17 protein-coding genes are annotated in these 15,337 nt (G+C 65.9%); 10 read left to right on the top strand and 7 right to left on the bottom strand.

Annotated elements, in window-relative coordinates; all coding sequences use genetic code 11:
- Positions 1-63 precede the first annotated feature (63 nt).
- Positions 64-1,551: a D-alanyl-D-alanine carboxypeptidase/D-alanyl-D-alanine-endopeptidase gene (gene dacB, locus AB1A62_RS16375; RefSeq protein ID WP_366662532.1), complete on the bottom strand. Its 1,488-nt coding sequence runs from the start codon at positions 1,549-1,551 to the stop codon at positions 64-66.
- 111 nt (positions 1,552-1,662) lie between these two features.
- On the opposite strand from dacB, the gene AB1A62_RS16370 reads away from it, so the two are divergent.
- Entirely contained in the window at positions 1,663-2,490 is an 828-nt protein-coding gene (locus tag AB1A62_RS16370) for a DMT family transporter (protein ID WP_366662531.1), read from the top strand.
- Here the strand turns inward: AB1A62_RS16370 and AB1A62_RS16365 are convergent.
- Complete coding sequence (locus AB1A62_RS16365; RefSeq protein ID WP_366662530.1) at positions 2,470-3,084, bottom strand: nicotinate-nucleotide adenylyltransferase; 615 nt, start codon at positions 3,082-3,084, stop codon at positions 2,470-2,472. The genes AB1A62_RS16370 and AB1A62_RS16365 overlap by 21 nt on opposite strands.
- Before the next feature lie 157 nt (positions 3,085-3,241).
- Here AB1A62_RS16365 and AB1A62_RS16360 point away from each other — a divergent pair, with 157 nt between their 5' ends.
- Positions 3,242-4,303, top strand: coding sequence for a peptidoglycan-binding domain-containing protein (locus AB1A62_RS16360; protein ID WP_366662529.1), 1,062 nt, complete (start codon positions 3,242-3,244; stop codon positions 4,301-4,303).
- A 136-nt stretch (positions 4,304-4,439) separates the two neighbouring features.
- Here AB1A62_RS16360 and AB1A62_RS16355 read toward each other — a convergent pair whose 3' ends face one another.
- Together AB1A62_RS16355 and AB1A62_RS16350 are read right to left on the bottom strand one after the other, a co-directional pair.
- A complete protein-coding gene (locus AB1A62_RS16355; protein ID WP_366662528.1) occupies positions 4,440-4,970 on the bottom strand; it encodes a DUF1775 domain-containing protein in 531 nt (176 codons plus the stop codon).
- A 57-nt stretch (positions 4,971-5,027) separates the two neighbouring features.
- Positions 5,028-5,366: a hypothetical protein gene (locus tag AB1A62_RS16350; protein WP_366662527.1), complete on the bottom strand. Its 339-nt coding sequence runs from the start codon at positions 5,364-5,366 to the stop codon at positions 5,028-5,030.
- Positions 5,367-5,736: 370 nt separating this feature from the next.
- On the opposite strand from AB1A62_RS16350, the gene ettA reads away from it, so the two are divergent.
- The 4 genes from ettA (at position 5,737) to AB1A62_RS16330 (ending at position 9,224) form a co-directional block, all read left to right on the top strand.
- Positions 5,737-7,404, top strand: coding sequence for an energy-dependent translational throttle protein EttA (ettA, locus tag AB1A62_RS16345; RefSeq protein ID WP_366662526.1), 1,668 nt, complete (start codon positions 5,737-5,739; stop codon positions 7,402-7,404).
- Positions 7,405-8,099: 695 nt separating this feature from the next.
- Entirely contained in the window at positions 8,100-8,471 is a 372-nt protein-coding gene (locus tag AB1A62_RS16340) for a DUF4157 domain-containing protein (RefSeq protein ID WP_366662525.1), read from the top strand.
- A gap of 134 nt (positions 8,472-8,605) precedes the next feature.
- Positions 8,606-8,824, top strand: a complete 219-nt coding sequence (locus AB1A62_RS16335) for a hypothetical protein (protein ID WP_366662524.1) — start codon at positions 8,606-8,608, stop codon at positions 8,822-8,824.
- Between the two features lie 154 nt (positions 8,825-8,978).
- Positions 8,979-9,224 (top strand): hypothetical protein, encoded by a 246-nt coding sequence (locus tag AB1A62_RS16330; RefSeq protein ID WP_366662523.1) that lies wholly within the window; start codon positions 8,979-8,981, stop codon positions 9,222-9,224.
- Positions 9,225-9,271: 47 nt separating this feature from the next.
- Here AB1A62_RS16330 and trxC read toward each other — a convergent pair whose 3' ends face one another.
- Positions 9,272-9,697, bottom strand: a complete 426-nt coding sequence (gene trxC / locus AB1A62_RS16325; protein ID WP_366662521.1) for a thioredoxin TrxC — start codon at positions 9,695-9,697, stop codon at positions 9,272-9,274.
- 146 nt (positions 9,698-9,843) lie between these two features.
- Here trxC and AB1A62_RS16320 point away from each other — a divergent pair, with 146 nt between their 5' ends.
- Complete coding sequence (locus AB1A62_RS16320; RefSeq protein ID WP_366662520.1) at positions 9,844-10,416, top strand: L,D-transpeptidase; 573 nt, start codon at positions 9,844-9,846, stop codon at positions 10,414-10,416.
- A gap of 230 nt (positions 10,417-10,646) precedes the next feature.
- Entirely contained in the window at positions 10,647-10,856 is a 210-nt protein-coding gene (locus tag AB1A62_RS16315; protein ID WP_027236435.1) for a cold-shock protein, read from the top strand.
- A 52-nt stretch (positions 10,857-10,908) separates the two neighbouring features.
- Here the strand turns inward: AB1A62_RS16315 and AB1A62_RS16310 are convergent, their stop codons facing one another.
- Positions 10,909-11,550 (bottom strand): arylesterase, encoded by a 642-nt coding sequence (locus tag AB1A62_RS16310; protein WP_366662519.1) that lies wholly within the window; start codon positions 11,548-11,550, stop codon positions 10,909-10,911.
- A gap of 48 nt (positions 11,551-11,598) precedes the next feature.
- On the opposite strand from AB1A62_RS16310, the gene AB1A62_RS16305 reads away from it, so the two are divergent.
- Positions 11,599-12,303: an ABC transporter ATP-binding protein gene (locus tag AB1A62_RS16305; RefSeq protein WP_260016398.1), complete on the top strand. Its 705-nt coding sequence runs from the start codon at positions 11,599-11,601 to the stop codon at positions 12,301-12,303.
- Positions 12,300-14,825: an FtsX-like permease family protein gene (locus AB1A62_RS16300; protein ID WP_366662518.1), complete on the top strand. Its 2,526-nt coding sequence runs from the start codon at positions 12,300-12,302 to the stop codon at positions 14,823-14,825. The genes AB1A62_RS16305 and AB1A62_RS16300 overlap by 4 nt, the downstream gene beginning before the upstream one ends.
- Positions 14,826-14,846: 21 nt before the next feature.
- On the opposite strand, the gene AB1A62_RS16295 is transcribed toward AB1A62_RS16300, so the two are convergent.
- Positions 14,847-15,296 (bottom strand): Rrf2 family transcriptional regulator, encoded by a 450-nt coding sequence (locus tag AB1A62_RS16295; RefSeq protein ID WP_366662517.1) that lies wholly within the window; start codon positions 15,294-15,296, stop codon positions 14,847-14,849.
- Positions 15,297-15,337: the final 41 nt, after the last annotated feature.

The following is a 15,337-nucleotide window of genomic DNA, read 5'->3' as shown; positions in this document are numbered from 1 at the left end:
TGCCTGCAAACCGGCCCTGCGGAAACGTCCAGAAAGCGGAAATTTCCCCAGACCAGTCAGGCCCTAACTGCCGTAAACCGCGCCCCAGCGTTCGATCAGCTGCTGCTGCAGCTGCTTGGCGCGGCGGTTCCAGCTGCGGGCGCCCTGGGGCCGTTCGCGCTGCGCCCGGGTCAGGCGGCCGCGGGTCTTCTCATCCGCGGTGAAGATGGCAAAGGCCAGCACGGTGCCGTCCGCCGCGGTCATGAACCCGCCAAGGCCGGAGACGAAGTTCAGCGTGCCGGTCTTGGCGGCGACCTTGATCGGGTGGCCCTTGACGGTGCGTCCCTTGGCGTCGCGCATCTGGAAGGGTTTCAGCAGCGGTTTCAGCTGGCCCGCCTTATAGGCCGCCACCAGCGCGCCGGTCAGATCCGCCGGTGTCATCCGCGAGTCGCCGCCGAGGCCGGAGTGATCCACCAGCCGGCTGCCGGACATCCCGTATTTGCCCGCGGCCCAGCGGCTCATCTCCGCGGCTGACGCCTTGAGCGAGGCCGGGCGGCCCGCGCGGGCGGCGGTGGCGGACATGCCGATCATCTCGGCCATCAGGTTGTTGGAGTATTTCAGCATCGCCTTCAGCAGCACATCCAGCGGCGGGCTGTGGTGCTGGGCCAGCAGCGTGGCAGAGGGCAGCGCGCGGGTCTCCTTGGGCTTGGAGAGTTTAATGCCGTGAGCGCGTGCCAGGGTGCGGAACACATCGCCCGCATAGGCCGCCGGGTTGCGCACCGGCAGCCAGCGGGCGCCGCCCTTGCCCAGCGCCTTGGAGGCGACGGTCCAGTGATCCACCCCGCCCTTCTCCGCATAGGTGTAAACCGGCACCGCGCGGGACTGGATCGCCATCCGGGCGGTGGCAACCTCGGGGCGGTATTTCTCGGTGCGGGCGTCCATGGTGATCGCCCAGCCGCCGCCCGCCGCGCGCTTCCATTCGAAATGCACCCGGTTGAAGTTCAGCGAAATACCGGACACCGCAGGGGAATAGCCGACATGGTCGGGCTGGTCCGGGTCGATGGTTTTAACGCTGGGCAGCGCGCCGTCCCAGACCAGGAACTTGCCGCGCACCTCGCGCACGCCGGCGTTTTTCAGCGCTTTCGCAAGCAGCGCCAGATGGTCGGTGTTCAGCAGCGGATCGCCGCCGCCGGCCAGGATCAGGTCGCCCTTGACCACACCGCCGGACACGCCGCCGGTGGCCAGGATGCGGGTCTCGAACCGGTGGTCCGCGCCCAGCACATCCAGCGCATAAAGCGCTGTCAGCGCCTTGGCGACGCTGGCGGGCGGCAAGGCCTGGGAGCCGCCGGAGGCTTCCAGCAGCTTGCCGGTCTTCACATCGGCCACCGCGCAGACCGCCTCCCCCCTGAGGCCGGCGCGTTCAATCAGCGCCTTGAGGCCATCGGCACCGGCCGCAAGCGAGCTGACCTTGCGGGCCACAGGCCGCAGCGAGACGGCCGGCGCATTGGCCAGCGCCGAGGTGCCTGCCAAAGCGGCAAGCCCGGAAAGGAGGAATGTCCGGCGTGAAGTCATCTTATTCAATTTTAGGGTCAGGAGCGGCTCTACTTCAATCCCCGATCCGCAGCTTTGCGCCGCAAGGTCCGGGCTTTTTCACACGGGCAAGTCCTGCTACCGCTGGCAGCCATGTTGCAGGCACTCATCCTCATGTTCGCGGCCATGTCAATGATCCCCGCAGGCGACCTGTGCGGGAAACTGCTGACCGGCGCCGGGCTGGCGACGCCCGCCTTTGTCGCCTGGTCGCGCTTTGCCATCGGCACCGCGCTGATCCTGCCCTTCGTGCCGCGCCGCGCCTTCTCCCTGTTGGGCGACTGGCGGCTGTGGCTGCGCGCCGGGCTGCTGACCGGCGGCATCTTCTCGATCCAGCTGGCGCTGCAGAGCGAGCCGCTGGCCAATGTCTTTGCCGCCTTCTTCATCGGGCCGGTGGTCAGCTACGTGCTGTCGGTGCTGCTGCTGCGCGAGCAGGCGACGGCGCTGCGCAGCCTGCTGATGGCGCTGGGGTTCGTTGGCGTGCTGATGGTGGTGCGGCCGGGCCTTGGCGGCTCCGTGAACCTGTTGTGGGCGGTGCTGGCGGGCTGTTTCTACGGCGGCTTCCTGACCAGTTCGCGCTGGCTGGCGCATGTCGGCACGCCGCTGGAACTGAGCCTGACACAGCTTCTGCTGTCGGCGCTGCTGATGCTGCCGCTGGGCCTGGCCAGCCTGCCGGAGTTCACCCCCTCTACCGCGGCGCTGACGGTGGGGAGCGCGGCGTTCTCGATGACGGGCAACCTCTTGCTGCTGTTTGCCTATGGCCGGGTGCAGGCGGTGAAACTGGCGCCGATGGTCTATTTCCAGCTGGTGGCCGCGGTCGGCCTGGGCTGGGCGGTGTTCAGCCAACTGCCGGACGCCTGGACCTGGGGCGGGCTGGCGGTGGTGCTCAGCGCCGGGCTGGCCTCAGCCCTCCTGCGCCGCTAACCAGGTGCCGCGGGCGCGCAGCGCGGTGGAGCTCACATCCACCATCGGCAGGTTGACGAAACACCAGGCCGGGCTTTCGGCCTGCGCCAGCAGATGGCTTTCGCTGCCTTTCAGCATGGCATGGCGGTAAACCCGGGCGGCCGGGGAGAACCGGGACGAGATCCGGTCGCCGGGTCGCGCCAGCACCCCCACCGGCACCGTGTCCAGGATCTGCTGCCAGTCTTTCCAGCGGTGGAAATGGGTCAGGTTGTCGGCCCCCATCAGCCAGACAAAGCGCACGCCGGGATGGCGGCGGCGCAGATGCCGCAGGGTCTGGGCGGTGTAGCGGGTGCCCAGCGCGGCCTCGATGCCGGTGATGTGGATGCGCGGGTGCCGGATCAGGTCCTCTGCCGCTGCGATCCGCCGCCCCAGCGATGCCGGCTGGCGGGCCTTCAGCGGGTTGCCGGGCGACACCAGCCAGAACAGGTGATCCAGCCCGAAGCGTTTCAGTGCCGCATGGGAAATCGCCGCGTGGCCGCGGTGCGGCGGATCAAACGACCCCCCGAGCAGCCCGACGCTCTGGCCCGGGCGGATATGCGGCAGCTTGCAAACCATGAGCGCCTTGATGCGCATAGTTTTTGCAAGAGATCAATTGCCGCCCGCAGCCGGCGCGCGCAACCCTGCGCAGATTGCCTGAACCGCTGCTTTGGGTGTAGAATTTTATTGCGCGGGCGTTGTTTGCAGCCCGCTGTTTCCAGTTTGCGAGTTTACCATGGTTGCCAAGCTTTCCGCCTCCGTCGGGCGCAAGGGCAAGAACCTGCCCGAAGACGTCAAAACCGTACAGCAATTGTTGAATGCCTTTGCCGGCAATGCCGGGATCAAGAAGGTCAAGACCGACGGCACCCCGTCACCGGTGCTGGAGAAGATGATCGGCCAGTTCCAGCAGGAGGTCTGCGGCTTCAAGCCCGACTACCGCATCGACCCCGGCAAGAACACCATCAAGAAGCTGAACGCGGGCCCGGCCAAGGCCAAGGCCGAGCAGAAGGCCAAGGAAAAACAGGATGAAAAGACCAAGGAGGAAGCCAAGGCCAAGGCGGTGAAGGCCGCCAAGGACACCCTGGTGAAGGAAGCCAAGGCCAAGTCGCTGGACAAGGGCGGCTGGGCCGCGCTTCTGGATGAGATCGAGGAGTACGCCACCTCGCTCTACGAAAGCTATTTCTCCAAGGGCGAGAAGAAGGGCGAGGATGCGCAGAAAGCCGCCAAGCAGGCGGCGGAGAAGGCTGCCAAGGCAGCCCAGAAGAAAGCTGCGGAGACCGTCGTCAAGACCGTCGAGACCGAGGGGCTGCGCAAGCCCGGGCGGCTGACCGGCAAAACCCAGGGCGTGCAGAAGAAGATCCTGGATGTGCTTTACGAGGTCTCGTCATTCTACGGCGAGACCATCCATGTGGTCTCCGGCCTGCGCGACAAGAAGGGCCAGGCCAGCGCCATGTACGGCGGCTGGAACAGCCATCTGAAGCGCGGCAGGATCTATTCCTACCTGAAAAACAACGAGGATCTGCGGCTGGAACTGGACGGGTTCGTGCAAGCCAAGGACAAGAAGGGTTTCATCGAGTGCATGTTCAAGAAGGCAAAGTGGAAATACATCTCGCGCCATTTGTCGGGCCAGGCCGTGGATGTGACCACCCGCACCGACCCCAAGATCATCAAGGCGCTGGCCACCTGCCTGCGCTACCTGGCGGAGAGGAACAGCGAAGGCATCAAGTGCCACCACTTCGACAACCGCAAACTGATCTACCCGGTGCCGGACAACATCAAGAAGAAGTGGAAGCTGTAGGGCCAGGACCCGGGCGGCGCTTTCGCTGCCCGTGAAACCTGCAGTTGGTGCAGCCGTCATGGGACGGACAGCTGCACCGCGGAACGCCAGGGGGCCAGAGCCGCCAGCCCCAGCCGGCGTTCCGCAAACCTGCGCGTCAGTGGGTATGCGCGGCGGGCGCGGTCAGATGCAGCCCCGGCGCCGGATGCGCCAGATCATGCGGGTCCTGGCCTGCTGCCGGGATTTCGCTCCAGCTGTTTTCGCCGGTGGCGCATTCCTGCACGGTGGGGAAGAACAGCATGGTCTCCGGCTCCAGCGACCCGTCCAGCTTTGCGCGGAAGGTGAACTCATCGTAGAAGTCATCCTGCAGCTCGCCGGTCCAGATGATCTCCTTGACGCCGGAGGTGAGCGTCTTGCCGTAGTAGTCGTAGCTGTTTGCGTAATCGCCAGAGACAGTTTCCAGCGTCCAGCCCGCCTTGGGCATCGGCTTAACCGAGATCACGCCCTCGGGGATGGCGATCCGCAGTTTCAGGGTGGCCTCGCCGCTGCAGCCATGGCCGATCCGCATCACGCCCTTGTAGAAGCTGCCGGTGGCCGCCTCCTGCTGTTCCAGGGTGGCATGGGCCTGGGCCGAGGTTCCAAGGGCAGCCGCCAGCAGCGCCGCCGAAGCGATGTTCATGAGTTTCATAAGTCTGGTCCGTTTGTTCACATGTCAGGTGTGCCGGGAGGTGCCGGCGGTTTGCTGTCATGTGAAGGCCGGCGGGGCCCGGGCCTGGTAGGTCGGAACAACGCCCGGCGCAGCGATCCAGCCGCCGCGCCCGGCAGTGGCAGTGCGGCGGAACAGGCAAGGGGTTCCGGGCGCCTTGGCCTGGGGCAGCACCGCCCCCGCCGCCAGGGTGCAGTTCGGGCAGCCTTGGCTGTCTTCACCGCCGCCAAAGCCGCAGATGTCAGAGGCGGCAAAGCCAAAGGCCGCAAACCCCGGATCCGCCGCAACCGGCCGCGCCGCATGGATCCCCGCCAGCAGCGCAAAACAGAGCGCCGCCGCCAGCGCCAGCCCTGTCCTGTATCTGTGCCACTGCGTCACGGGTGATCCTGCCCTTCGGGTGCCTTGTTCCTGGCCCCTGTCTAAGGCACGGGCACGGGGCATTTGTTGCGCTTGATCAATGTGCTGGAGAGTAACTGCACAACACGAGGCCCGGGCCTGACCTTGGGAGGGCGCGAAGGCGCCTGACCGGGGGAAGGTCAGGCGCGGGACGTGCCGCTGCGCGCCACGTCCCCGGGCGCTCGTTGCCCCTGATCTGAAAACACACAAACAGCACCACCCGGTGCACAGGGGGTGCACAGGGGGTGTACGGATGGCACCCCCTCGCGCAGGCCTGCATCCCGCATTGCCCCGCCGCCGCCCTTCGGCTATCACTCCCGCCAGCAAATTCCCCCCTTAACGGAGCGATCCCATGGCTTCCTACCAGTACGTCTACCACATGCAGGGGGTCTCCAAGACCTACCCGGGTGGCAAGAAATGCTTTGAAAACATCCACCTCTCCTTTCTGCCCGGCGTGAAGATCGGTGTGGTCGGCGTCAACGGCGCCGGTAAGTCCACTCTGATGAAGATCATGGCCGGACTCGACAAGGATTTCACCGGCGAGGCCTGGGCCGCGGAAGGCGCCAAGGTCGGCTACCTGCCGCAGGAGCCGCAGCTGGATGAGAGCCTGACCGTGCGCGAAAACGTCATGCTGGGGGTGCAGGCCAAGAAGGACAAGGTCGACCGCTTCAACCAGATCGCGGTGGAGATGGCGGAGAACTACACCGACGAGCTGATGGCCGAGATGACCGAGCTGCAGGACGCTATCGATGCGGAAAACCTGTGGGACCTGGACAGCCAGGTCGACGTGTCGATGGAGGCGCTGCGCTGCCCGCCGGATGATGCAATGCCGGCAAACCTCTCGGGCGGTGAGCGCCGCCGCGTCGCGCTGTGCAAGCTGCTCTTGGAAGCGCCCGACATGCTGCTGCTCGACGAACCGACCAACCACCTGGACGCCGAGACCATCGCCTGGCTGCAGCAGCACCTGATCGACTACAAGGGCACCATCCTGTGTGTCACCCACGACCGTTACTTCCTGGATGACATCACCGGCTGGATCCTGGAACTCGACCGCGGCCGCGGCATTCCCTACGAGGGCAACTACTCGGCCTGGCTGGAACAGAAGGCGAAACGCCTGGAGCAAGAAGCCCGCGAGGACAAGGCCAAGCAGAAGACGCTGGAGCGCGAACTGGAGTGGATGCGCCAGGGCCAGAAAGCCCGCCAGGCGAAATCCAAGGCGCGTATTGCCGCCTATAACGAGATGGCGTCGCAGTCCGAGCGCGAAAAGGTCGGCCGCGCCCAGATCGTCATTCCGAACGGCCCGCGCCTCGGCTCCAAGGTGATCGAGGTCAACGGCCTCGCCAAGCACTACGGCGACAAGCAGCTGATCGAAGGCCTCGACTTCTCGCTGCCGCCGGGTGGCATCGTCGGCGTGATCGGCCCCAACGGCGCCGGTAAATCGACCCTGTTCCGGATGCTGACCGGCCAGGAGCAGCCCGATGTGGGCTCGGTGGAATACGGCGACACCGTGAAGCTGTCCTATGTCGACCAGTCGCGCGATGACCTGAATGACAACGACACCGTGTGGGAGGCGATCTCCGGCGGTGCCGAGATCATCGAGCTGGGCGACGCGCAGGTCAATTCCCGCGCCTATTGCTCCTCCTTCAACTTCAAGGGCGGCGACCAGCAGAAGAAACTGTCGCTGCTGTCCGGCGGTGAGCGCAACCGCGTGCACATGGCGCGGCTGCTGAAAGAGGGCGGCAACGTGCTGCTGCTCGACGAACCGACCAACGACCTGGACGTGGAAACGCTGCGGGCGCTGGAAGACGCGCTGGTCGATTTCGCCGGCTGCGCCGTGGTGATCTCGCACGACCGTTTCTTCCTCGACCGGATCTGCACCCACATCCTGGCCTTCGAGGGCGATGCCCATGTGGAATGGTTCGAGGGCAACTTCGAGGACTACGAGGAGGACAAGAAGCGCCGCCTGGGTCCCGACGCGCTGGAGCCCAAGCGCTTGAAGCACAAGAAGTTTGTGCGGTAAATCTACTGCAAATTGTGAGCGGAGCTTGAAATTCCGCTCACCCAATCCCACTATAGCTGCAGCCGGGTGGAGTTGACCAAACTCCAAACCATAAGCTCGGTCAGCGCTTAGCGGCGCTATGTGAAGCCTTAGCCTGGCTTTGCTAAGGTGGCCCTTGAAGCGGGAAGCTGATGGGACAACCGCCGACAGGTTGCTCCAAGTGGCCATAGGAGCTGACCGAGCCGCCGATTTAGGGGCGGGTTATAAATACTGAGCGTATCTAAACGCTCGATCGATCGAGCATCGCTAGAGGCTATCTCAATGCGGTTTTCGTTCAAATTGGAAGGGCGAGTGACCTATGGTGACTTAATTGGAACCATTGCACTCTTGCTGACGATCATCGGAATATTCCTTTGATGTTGGGCGGCCTTTGGCCGCCCTTCCTTTTTGGACTGCCTGCTATCGAAACACCAGGGCTCCGGCTGCCTGGGCGGGCGCGACTGCGCCTGCCGGGGGGCAGGCAGGCGCAGCCCGGGCCTCAAGCGGCCCGGGCGGTTTGAGTCCGGCAGCGCAAAATTGCTCCTGAACCGTTTGACTGATCTGTTGCTGACGGCACTGTGTCCCCGTCCTCGGTTTCGCCTTTCCGCCAACCTGCGCTACCCTCACCGCAGGCGCCCTGCGCCTTGTGTTGGTTAAAGCGTTGGAAAGGATCCCCCATGGCTCTGAAACCGGAAGAGGTGAAGGCGGAGGTCGAGGCGGCCAAAGGCCGGAAGGCCAAGCGCAAGAAGCTGAAGACCGCGCCGGAAGGCACCACGGAGAAGAAACTGCCCGGCGATCTGCGCAAAGGGCTGGAGGCGCATTTCGGCGGCAATCTGGGCAAGGTGCGGGTGCATATGGGCGGCAACGCCAAGGACGTCTGCAAGGAACTGAAGGCCCGCGCCTTTACCGTGGGCAACCATATCTATGTGGCGAAGCCGGCCTTTGCCAAGGATTCCAAGCTGCTGGCGCATGAACTGGCGCATGTGCTGGAACAGGGCAAGGGCAAGATGCCCAAGGCCAAGGACGGGGTCGCGCTGACTTCGAAATAACGCCTGCGCACCCATTATTTGCGCTGGTTTGCCGCTGCCGCCGCGATCTTAACGTTTTGATAACACAGTTCGCCGGATGATGGGCGCGGAGGCAGCGGGCGCTTGGGCCCGGGTTGCGGAATTGTGGAGGCGTCATGGCCTGGGCAGGTGTCTTTCTGGGTATGGTTGCGGGCCTGTGCGCCGCGGTGGCGGGCTATGCCGTTGCCGGGCTGCCGCTGTGGGCCTGCCTGCTGATCTATCCCGCGGCGGGCTCTGCGGCGGCGCTGCTGGCCACTGCCCTGTTGTACTGGCGCAGCGGGGCGGCGGGGCCCGGCGGCGGGATGCCCCCTGGCGGCCGGCTGGCAGCCGCCTGAACCGGGCGGCAGCGCATCCGGACAGCAGCCTGACGTACCACCCTTGATATAACAAACTCCGGACAGATCGCGCAGAAGTATCCCTTGCACTGTTGCCTGCCTGCAGGCTGCGCCCTACTTTCTGGGGGTAGGGGACATGAGGGGAAAGGGCTGCATGGCCTGGATCAGCGCATTATTCGGCGCATTGGGCAGCCTTGTGCTGGCCATTGCCGCCATCATGATCGGCGCCTGGCCGGTGTGGCTGGTTGTGCTCCTGTACCCTGTGGCAGCCGTGGTCCTGATGCTGGGAATGCTTGCCTTTCAGCTGTGGCGGAGCGGCAGTATCGGCAGCCGCGGGCACGGCGCGGGCGCGGGCAAAGGCCCCAAGGCCCGCTGCGGCCCCGGGCCGGGCCGGTTCTGACACCGGCGCGGAACAGGGCGGGACCCGGTGGCTGAAGCCCCGAGGGATCAGCCGCGCAGCCAGCTGATGATCTGTCCCGACCGCATCGCGCCGGCCTGGCGTTTCTTCTCCTTGCCGCGCTCAAAGGCGATCAGCGCCGGAATGCCGCGGATGCGGTAACGGGCGCCTGTGGACTGGTGGTCCTGGGTGTTGAGCTTGACCAGACGCGCGCGGCCTGCCAGCGCCTTGGCGGCCTTGGCATATTCCGGCGCCATCATCCGGCAGGGGCCGCACCAGGGCGCCCAGAAATCCGCCACCAGCGGCACATCGTCGTTCTGCACCGCCTTCTGCAGCGTGGCCGGGTCCACATCCACCGGCTTGAACGGCATCAGCGCCGCGCCGCAACTGCCGCATTTCGGGCCGCTGCCCAGTTTTTCCTCCGGCACCCGGTTGAGCTGGGCGCAGGTCAGGCAGGTGAGGGTCTTGGCGCCCATGACGGCTCCTTTGGCTGTTTGCCCCGGTATAGCCGCGGCGGCCGCCCGCGCAACAGTTTGCATCGCATCCGCCGAAACCCGTTGACCGCCTGCCGCCGCCGCCGGAAGATGAAGGGGAGTTGCAATTGACGTTCGGAGGTTTGGCCATGTTTTCACGCCGGAAAATTCTGACCGCGGGCACCGCAGCCGCCGCTGCGGCGCTGCTTCCGCTGCCGGCGCTGGCCCGCAAGAAAGAGCCTGCCCCCTTTGACCCCACGCCGCAGGAAGTGCGGATCCGCAAGGGCTTTGCCCCCGGCCAGATCCTGGTGCTGCCGCGGTCCTACTACCTCTACTTCGTGACCGACAAGCGCAAGGCGATCCGTTATGGCGTCGGTGTCGGCAAGGCCGGGCTGGAGTTCACCGGCAAGGCGGTGATCGAACGCAAGAAGGTCTGGCCAACCTGGCGCCCCACCGACGAGATGATCGAGCGCGATCCGCGGGCCTATGCCAAGTTCATCGACAACGACTACATCCAGCCGGGCGGGCCGGACAACCCGCTAGGGGCGCGGGCGCTGTACCTGTTCCAGAACGGGATCGACACCTATTTCCGCATCCACGGCACCAACCAGCCGCAGACCATCGGCCATTCGGTGTCAAACGGCTGCATCCGGATGATGAACGAGCATGTGGTGGACCTGTACGAGCGGGTGCCGCTGGGCACGGTGGTGACTGTGCTATAGCCGCACAAGTAACAGTTCCTTAGGCGCACAACCGCCGGAATCTGCTCCAGAACCCCGCGTCACCGCGCATTTTTCTTGCGCTGAGGGGGATTCGTACCCAATTCTGTCACGGCGATGTTACGCGAATGCCATCACTGTACCTTACCCGGCGCGGTCATGACCATCTGCAAACCTTGCCGGACTGCCGCATAAGCGGGCAGAGAACTGAGACGACTTAGGAGTACACGACGATGGCCACTGGCACCGTCAAATGGTTCAACACCACCAAAGGCTATGGCTTTATTGCACCCGAAGAAGGCGGCAAGGACGTATTTGTCCATATTTCCGCTGTGGAGCGTTCCGGGCTGACCGGCCTGGCAGACAATCAGAAAGTGACCTACGAGCTGCGCGCAGGCCGCGACGGCCGTGAATCCGCAGTGGATATCGCGCTGGTCTCCTGACCCTCTGATCTGTACCGAAATTTTCAAACAGCCCTGACGGCCGGGGCTGTTTTCAGCGGTCTATGGCCGCCACCAGCTGCAGCGCAGCCGGGCCGATCGCGGCCACATTGAGCGCAACGCCTCGGGCGTTGGGGTGTATGCCGTCGTCCTGCATGAACGCCTGCGCCGCAGCGGGGTCGTTGCCCGCCTCAGCCGCGATGCCGGCAAAGGCATCCGGGTGCAGCACTGCGCCGTATACAGCCGCCAGTTCCGGATAGATCGCGTCAAAGGCCTGCTTGTAATCCGGGCCATAGTTGCGCGGGGCCTTCATGCCGATCAGCAGGACCTTGATCCCCTTGGCCTGTGCCGTTTGCAGGATGCGTTCCAGATTGGCGCGCGCCTCCTCAGGCGCCAGCCCGCGCAGCATGTCATTGCCGCCCAGAAGCACGATCAGCCCGTCTGGAGTGTCCGACAGGGTCCATTCGGCGCGCTCTGCCCCGCCGGCGGTGGTGTCACCGGAGACGCCTGCGTTTTGCAGCGTGACATCGGCGCCGTTCCCGTTCAGCCAGCGTTCCAGCTGCGGCACCAGACCCTGGCCCTGCGGCAGCCCGTAGCCCTGCACCAGGCTGTCGCCCAGGGCGGTGATCCGCAGCGGTTCCGCCCAGGCGGGGGTGGTAAAAAGCAGCAAACTCAGCAGTGCCAATGTCTTGCGCATCGCCGCAAACACTCCATATCCGTTAGGTGCATCCAACAGGCAGGCCCGATGACCGATCAAAATAGCCCCGTTCTGCATCTCTTAGATGCGAGTTTGACCCTGAATAGCAATACCGGCCCGGTGGAGATTTTGCACGGCATCTCGCTGGACGTGCGGCAGGGGGAGACATTGGGCCTGGTGGGGCCGTCCGGGTCGGGCAAGTCGTCGCTCTTGATGCTGATGGGCGGGCTGGAGCAGGCAACCGGCGGCACCGTGACCGCCCTGGGCCAGGATCTGACCGCAATGGACGAGGACGCGCTGGCACGGTTCCGCCGCAATAACATGGGCGTGGTGTTCCAGAGCTTTCACCTGATCCCGACCATGACGGCGCTGGAAAACGTGGCAACGCCGTTGGAGCTGGCAGGCGTCAAGGATGCCTTCCCCCGCGCCCAGGCTGAGCTGGAGGCGGTGGGTCTCGGCCACCGGGCGGGCCATTTCCCGGCGCAGATGTCGGGCGGCGAGCAGCAGCGGGTGGCGCTGGCGCGCGCCCTGGCGCCGCGGCCCGCGATCCTGCTGGCGGATGAGCCGACCGGCAACCTGGATGAAGCAAACGGCGCCGCGGTGATGGACCTCTTGTTCGGGTTGCGCGACCGCTATGGCGCGACGCTGGTGATGGTCACCCACGCGCCGGAGCTGGCAGCGCGCTGCGACCGGGTGGTGCGGCTGCGTGACGGGCGCGTGGACGACGCGGCGGCGCGCGAGGCCGCGGAATGAATGCCGCCTCTATCCGCCTCGCCTGGCGGTTTGCCCTGCGGGAGCTGCGCGGCGGGCTGAAGGGGTTCCGCATCTTCCTGGCCTGTCTTGCCCTGGGGGTCGGGGTGATTGCCGCCATTGGCTCCATCCGGGCCTCGATCGAGGCCGGGCTGTCGCAAGAGGGCGCGACGATCCTGGGCGGCGATGCCGAACTGAATTTCACCTACCGGTTTGCCAATGAGGACGAGCGCGCCTGGCTGGACCGGACCGCGCTGCGACATTCCGAGATTGCCGAGTTCCGCTCCATGGCCACCGTCGGCGAGGAGCGCGGGCTGACCCAGGTGAAGGCGGTGGACGGGCTGTATCCCTTGAAGGGCGAGATGAAGCTGAGCCCGGAAATGCCGCTGGAGACGGCGCTGGCAGGGGCTGGGGGCTTACCCGGCGGGGTGATGGACAGGGTTCTGGCGGACCGGTTGGGATTACAGCCGGGGGATACCTTCCGGCTGGGCACCCAGGATTTCCGCCTGATGGCGATGATCGTGCTGGAACCGGATGCCGCGGCCTCCGGCTTTGAGCTGGGGCCGCGCACCATGGTGCGGACGGCGGATCTGGGAGAGTCCGGCCTGCTGGAGCCTGGCACCCTGTTTGACACTAAATACCGGATGGAGCTGCCTGCGGGCAGCAACCTGAACGCCCTGCAAGCCGAGGCCGAAGAACAGTTCGAGACCACCGGCATGCGCTGGCGCGATGCCAGGAACGGCGCGCCGGGGATCACCTCCTTTGTCGAGCGGCTGGGCGGTTTCCTGGTGCTGGTGGGCCTGTCCGGCCTGGCGGTCGGCGGCGTCGGCGTCTCGGCCGCCGTGCGCGCCTATCTGGCCACCAAGACCGCGACCATCGCAACCCTGCGGACGCTGGGGGCGGAGCGGCAGACGATCTTCCTGACCTACTTCCTGCAGATCGGTGCGCTGACGCTGATCGGGGTGGGCATCGGGCTGGTGCTGGGAGGACTGGGGCCGCTGCTGCTGGGGCCGTTGATTGCGGCGCAGCTGCCGTTCCCGGCGGTGTTCTCGCTCTACCCCTCGGCATTGGCGGAGGCCGCTGTCTATGGCGTGCTGACCGCCTTCATCTTTGCCCTGTGGCCGCTGGCGCGGGCGGAACGCATCCGCGCGGCCTCGCTGTTCCGGGATGCCTTTGCGAGCCGCACAAGGCTGCCCGCGCCGCGCTATCTGCTGGCGACCGGGGTGGCGCTGGCGGCGCTGGTGGGGCTGGCGGCCTGGTTCAGCGGCTCGGCGCAGCTGACGCTGTGGACCGCGGGCGGGCTGATGGGGGCGCTGATGGTGCTGCTGGTTGCGGCGCTGGCGATCGGATTCCTGGCGCGGCGCGGCACCGGCGCCTCGCGCGGACGCCCTGCCCTGCGGTGGGCGCTGTCGTCCATCGGCAGCGCCCGCGACGGTGCCGTGCCCGCGGTACTGGCGCTGGGGCTGGGCCTGACAGTGCTGGCCGCAATCGGCCAGATCGACGGCAACATGCGCCGCGCCATTGCGGGCAACCTGCCGGATGTGGCGCCGAGCTATTTCTTTGTCGACATCCAGCGCAGCCAGATGCCTGCCTTCCTGGAGCGGGTGGAGAACGACCCGTCGGTGACACGAGTGGAGAACGCGCCGATGCTGCGCGGGGTGCTGACCCGCATCAACGGCCAGCCCGCGACAGAGGTCGCGGGCGATCATTGGGTGGTGCGCGGCGACCGCGGCATCACCTATGCCGCCGCACAGCCGGAGGCAACAGAGGTCACAGCGGGCGAGTGGTGGCCGGAGGATTATTCAGGCGAGCCGCAGATCAGCTTTGCCGCCGAGGAGGCGGAGGAACTGGGCCTCAAGCTGGGCGACACGCTGACGCTGAACATCCTGGGCCGCGACATCACCGGCACCATCACCAGCTTCCGCAACGTGGATTTCTCCACCGCGGGCATGGGGTTTGTGATGGTGCTGAACGAGGCCGCGCTGGCGGGCGCGCCGCACAGCTTCATCGCCACCGTCTATGCCGAGGAACAGGCGGAGGCGGCGATCCTGCGCGATCTGGCGCGGGAGATGCCGAATATCACCGCGATCCGGATGCGCGATGCCATCGACCGGGTGTCGGACATTCTGCGGCAGCTGGCGGCGGCCACTGCCTATGGCGCCGCGGCGACACTGCTGACCGGGTTCCTGGTGCTGCTGGGCACCGCGGCTGCGGGCGAGCCTGCGCGGCGGTATGAGGCGGCGCTGCTGAAAACCCTGGGCGCCCCGCGCAAGCAGATCCTGGCAAGCTTTGCGCTGCGCTCTGCGCTGTTGGGCGCGGCGGCAGGGATGGTTGCCTTGGCGGCCGGCATTGCCGGGGCCTGGGCGATCAACGCCTATGTGTTTGAGACCAGCTATGCGGTGATCTGGCCCAATGCGGTGATGGTGATTTCCGGCGGGGTGCTGACGACGCTGCTGGCGGGGCTGGCATTTGCGCTGCGGCCGCTGGCCGCCAAGCCCGCCCGCATCCTGCGCGCGCGCGAATGACCTGGCCTGCGGCGGCCTGGCTTAGCGGGCGCCGCAGGAGACCGGCTGCAAGAGGCGCATCAGGTCATGGTTGTCGCAGACCAGGGATTCCAGCGTGATATCGTCCAGCGAGGCATAGAAGGCCTGTGCCGCATCCGCCAGCGCCACCTTGAGCCGGCAGGCATCGGACAGCGGGCAGGTGTTGTCCGCGTCGGCAAAGCATTCCACCATCGGCAGGTTGCCCTCGACATCGCGGAACACATCGCCGATGCGAATCTCCGCCGCGGGCTTGCCCAGGTTCATGCCGCCGTTACGGCCGCGCTGGGTGGCGAGGTAGCCCAGCTGGCTCAGCTGGTTGATCACCTGCGCCAGGTGGTTTTCCGAGATATTACAGCACTCTGCGATCTCGGCCTTGGTCACCAGGCGGTCTTCATGCGCGGCGCAATACATCAGCAGCCGCACGGCAATGTTGGTCCTTTTGGTAATGCGCATGGGTCAGCTCCCGCAGCTATGGTGCATCGCTTATTGCACAA

The sequence above is a fragment of the Leisingera sp. JC11 genome (assembly GCF_040704725.1).
Taxonomy (GTDB): domain Bacteria; phylum Pseudomonadota; class Alphaproteobacteria; order Rhodobacterales; family Rhodobacteraceae; genus Leisingera.
Note: the sequence above shows the minus strand (reverse complement) of the source record. Positions and strands in the feature narration are given on the sequence as shown.

What these genes read in the sequence shown, in the direction of transcription:
- dacB (WP_366662532.1), bottom strand. Translation starts at nt 1,551, where the DNA reads ATGACTTCACGCCGGACATTCCTCCTTTCCGGGCTTGCCGCTTTGGCA.
- AB1A62_RS16370 (WP_366662531.1), top strand. Translation starts at nt 1,663, where the DNA reads ATGTTGCAGGCACTCATCCTCATGTTCGCGGCCATGTCAATGATCCCC.
- AB1A62_RS16365 (WP_366662530.1), bottom strand. Translation starts at nt 3,084, where the DNA reads ATGGTTTGCAAGCTGCCGCATATCCGCCCGGGCCAGAGCGTCGGGCTG.
- AB1A62_RS16360 (WP_366662529.1), top strand. Translation starts at nt 3,242, where the DNA reads ATGGTTGCCAAGCTTTCCGCCTCCGTCGGGCGCAAGGGCAAGAACCTG.
- AB1A62_RS16355 (WP_366662528.1), bottom strand. Translation starts at nt 4,970, where the DNA reads ATGAAACTCATGAACATCGCTTCGGCGGCGCTGCTGGCGGCTGCCCTT.
- ettA (WP_366662526.1), top strand. Translation starts at nt 5,737, where the DNA reads ATGGCTTCCTACCAGTACGTCTACCACATGCAGGGGGTCTCCAAGACC.
- AB1A62_RS16340 (WP_366662525.1), top strand. Translation starts at nt 8,100, where the DNA reads ATGGCTCTGAAACCGGAAGAGGTGAAGGCGGAGGTCGAGGCGGCCAAA.
- AB1A62_RS16335 (WP_366662524.1), top strand. Translation starts at nt 8,606, where the DNA reads ATGGCCTGGGCAGGTGTCTTTCTGGGTATGGTTGCGGGCCTGTGCGCC.
- AB1A62_RS16330 (WP_366662523.1), top strand. Translation starts at nt 8,979, where the DNA reads ATGGCCTGGATCAGCGCATTATTCGGCGCATTGGGCAGCCTTGTGCTG.
- trxC (WP_366662521.1), bottom strand. Translation starts at nt 9,697, where the DNA reads ATGGGCGCCAAGACCCTCACCTGCCTGACCTGCGCCCAGCTCAACCGG.
- AB1A62_RS16320 (WP_366662520.1), top strand. Translation starts at nt 9,844, where the DNA reads ATGTTTTCACGCCGGAAAATTCTGACCGCGGGCACCGCAGCCGCCGCT.
- AB1A62_RS16315 (WP_027236435.1), top strand. Translation starts at nt 10,647, where the DNA reads ATGGCCACTGGCACCGTCAAATGGTTCAACACCACCAAAGGCTATGGC.
- AB1A62_RS16310 (WP_366662519.1), bottom strand. Translation starts at nt 11,550, where the DNA reads ATGCGCAAGACATTGGCACTGCTGAGTTTGCTGCTTTTTACCACCCCC.
- AB1A62_RS16305 (WP_260016398.1), top strand. Translation starts at nt 11,599, where the DNA reads ATGACCGATCAAAATAGCCCCGTTCTGCATCTCTTAGATGCGAGTTTG.
- AB1A62_RS16300 (WP_366662518.1), top strand. Translation starts at nt 12,300, where the DNA reads ATGAATGCCGCCTCTATCCGCCTCGCCTGGCGGTTTGCCCTGCGGGAG.
- AB1A62_RS16295 (WP_366662517.1), bottom strand. Translation starts at nt 15,296, where the DNA reads ATGCGCATTACCAAAAGGACCAACATTGCCGTGCGGCTGCTGATGTAT.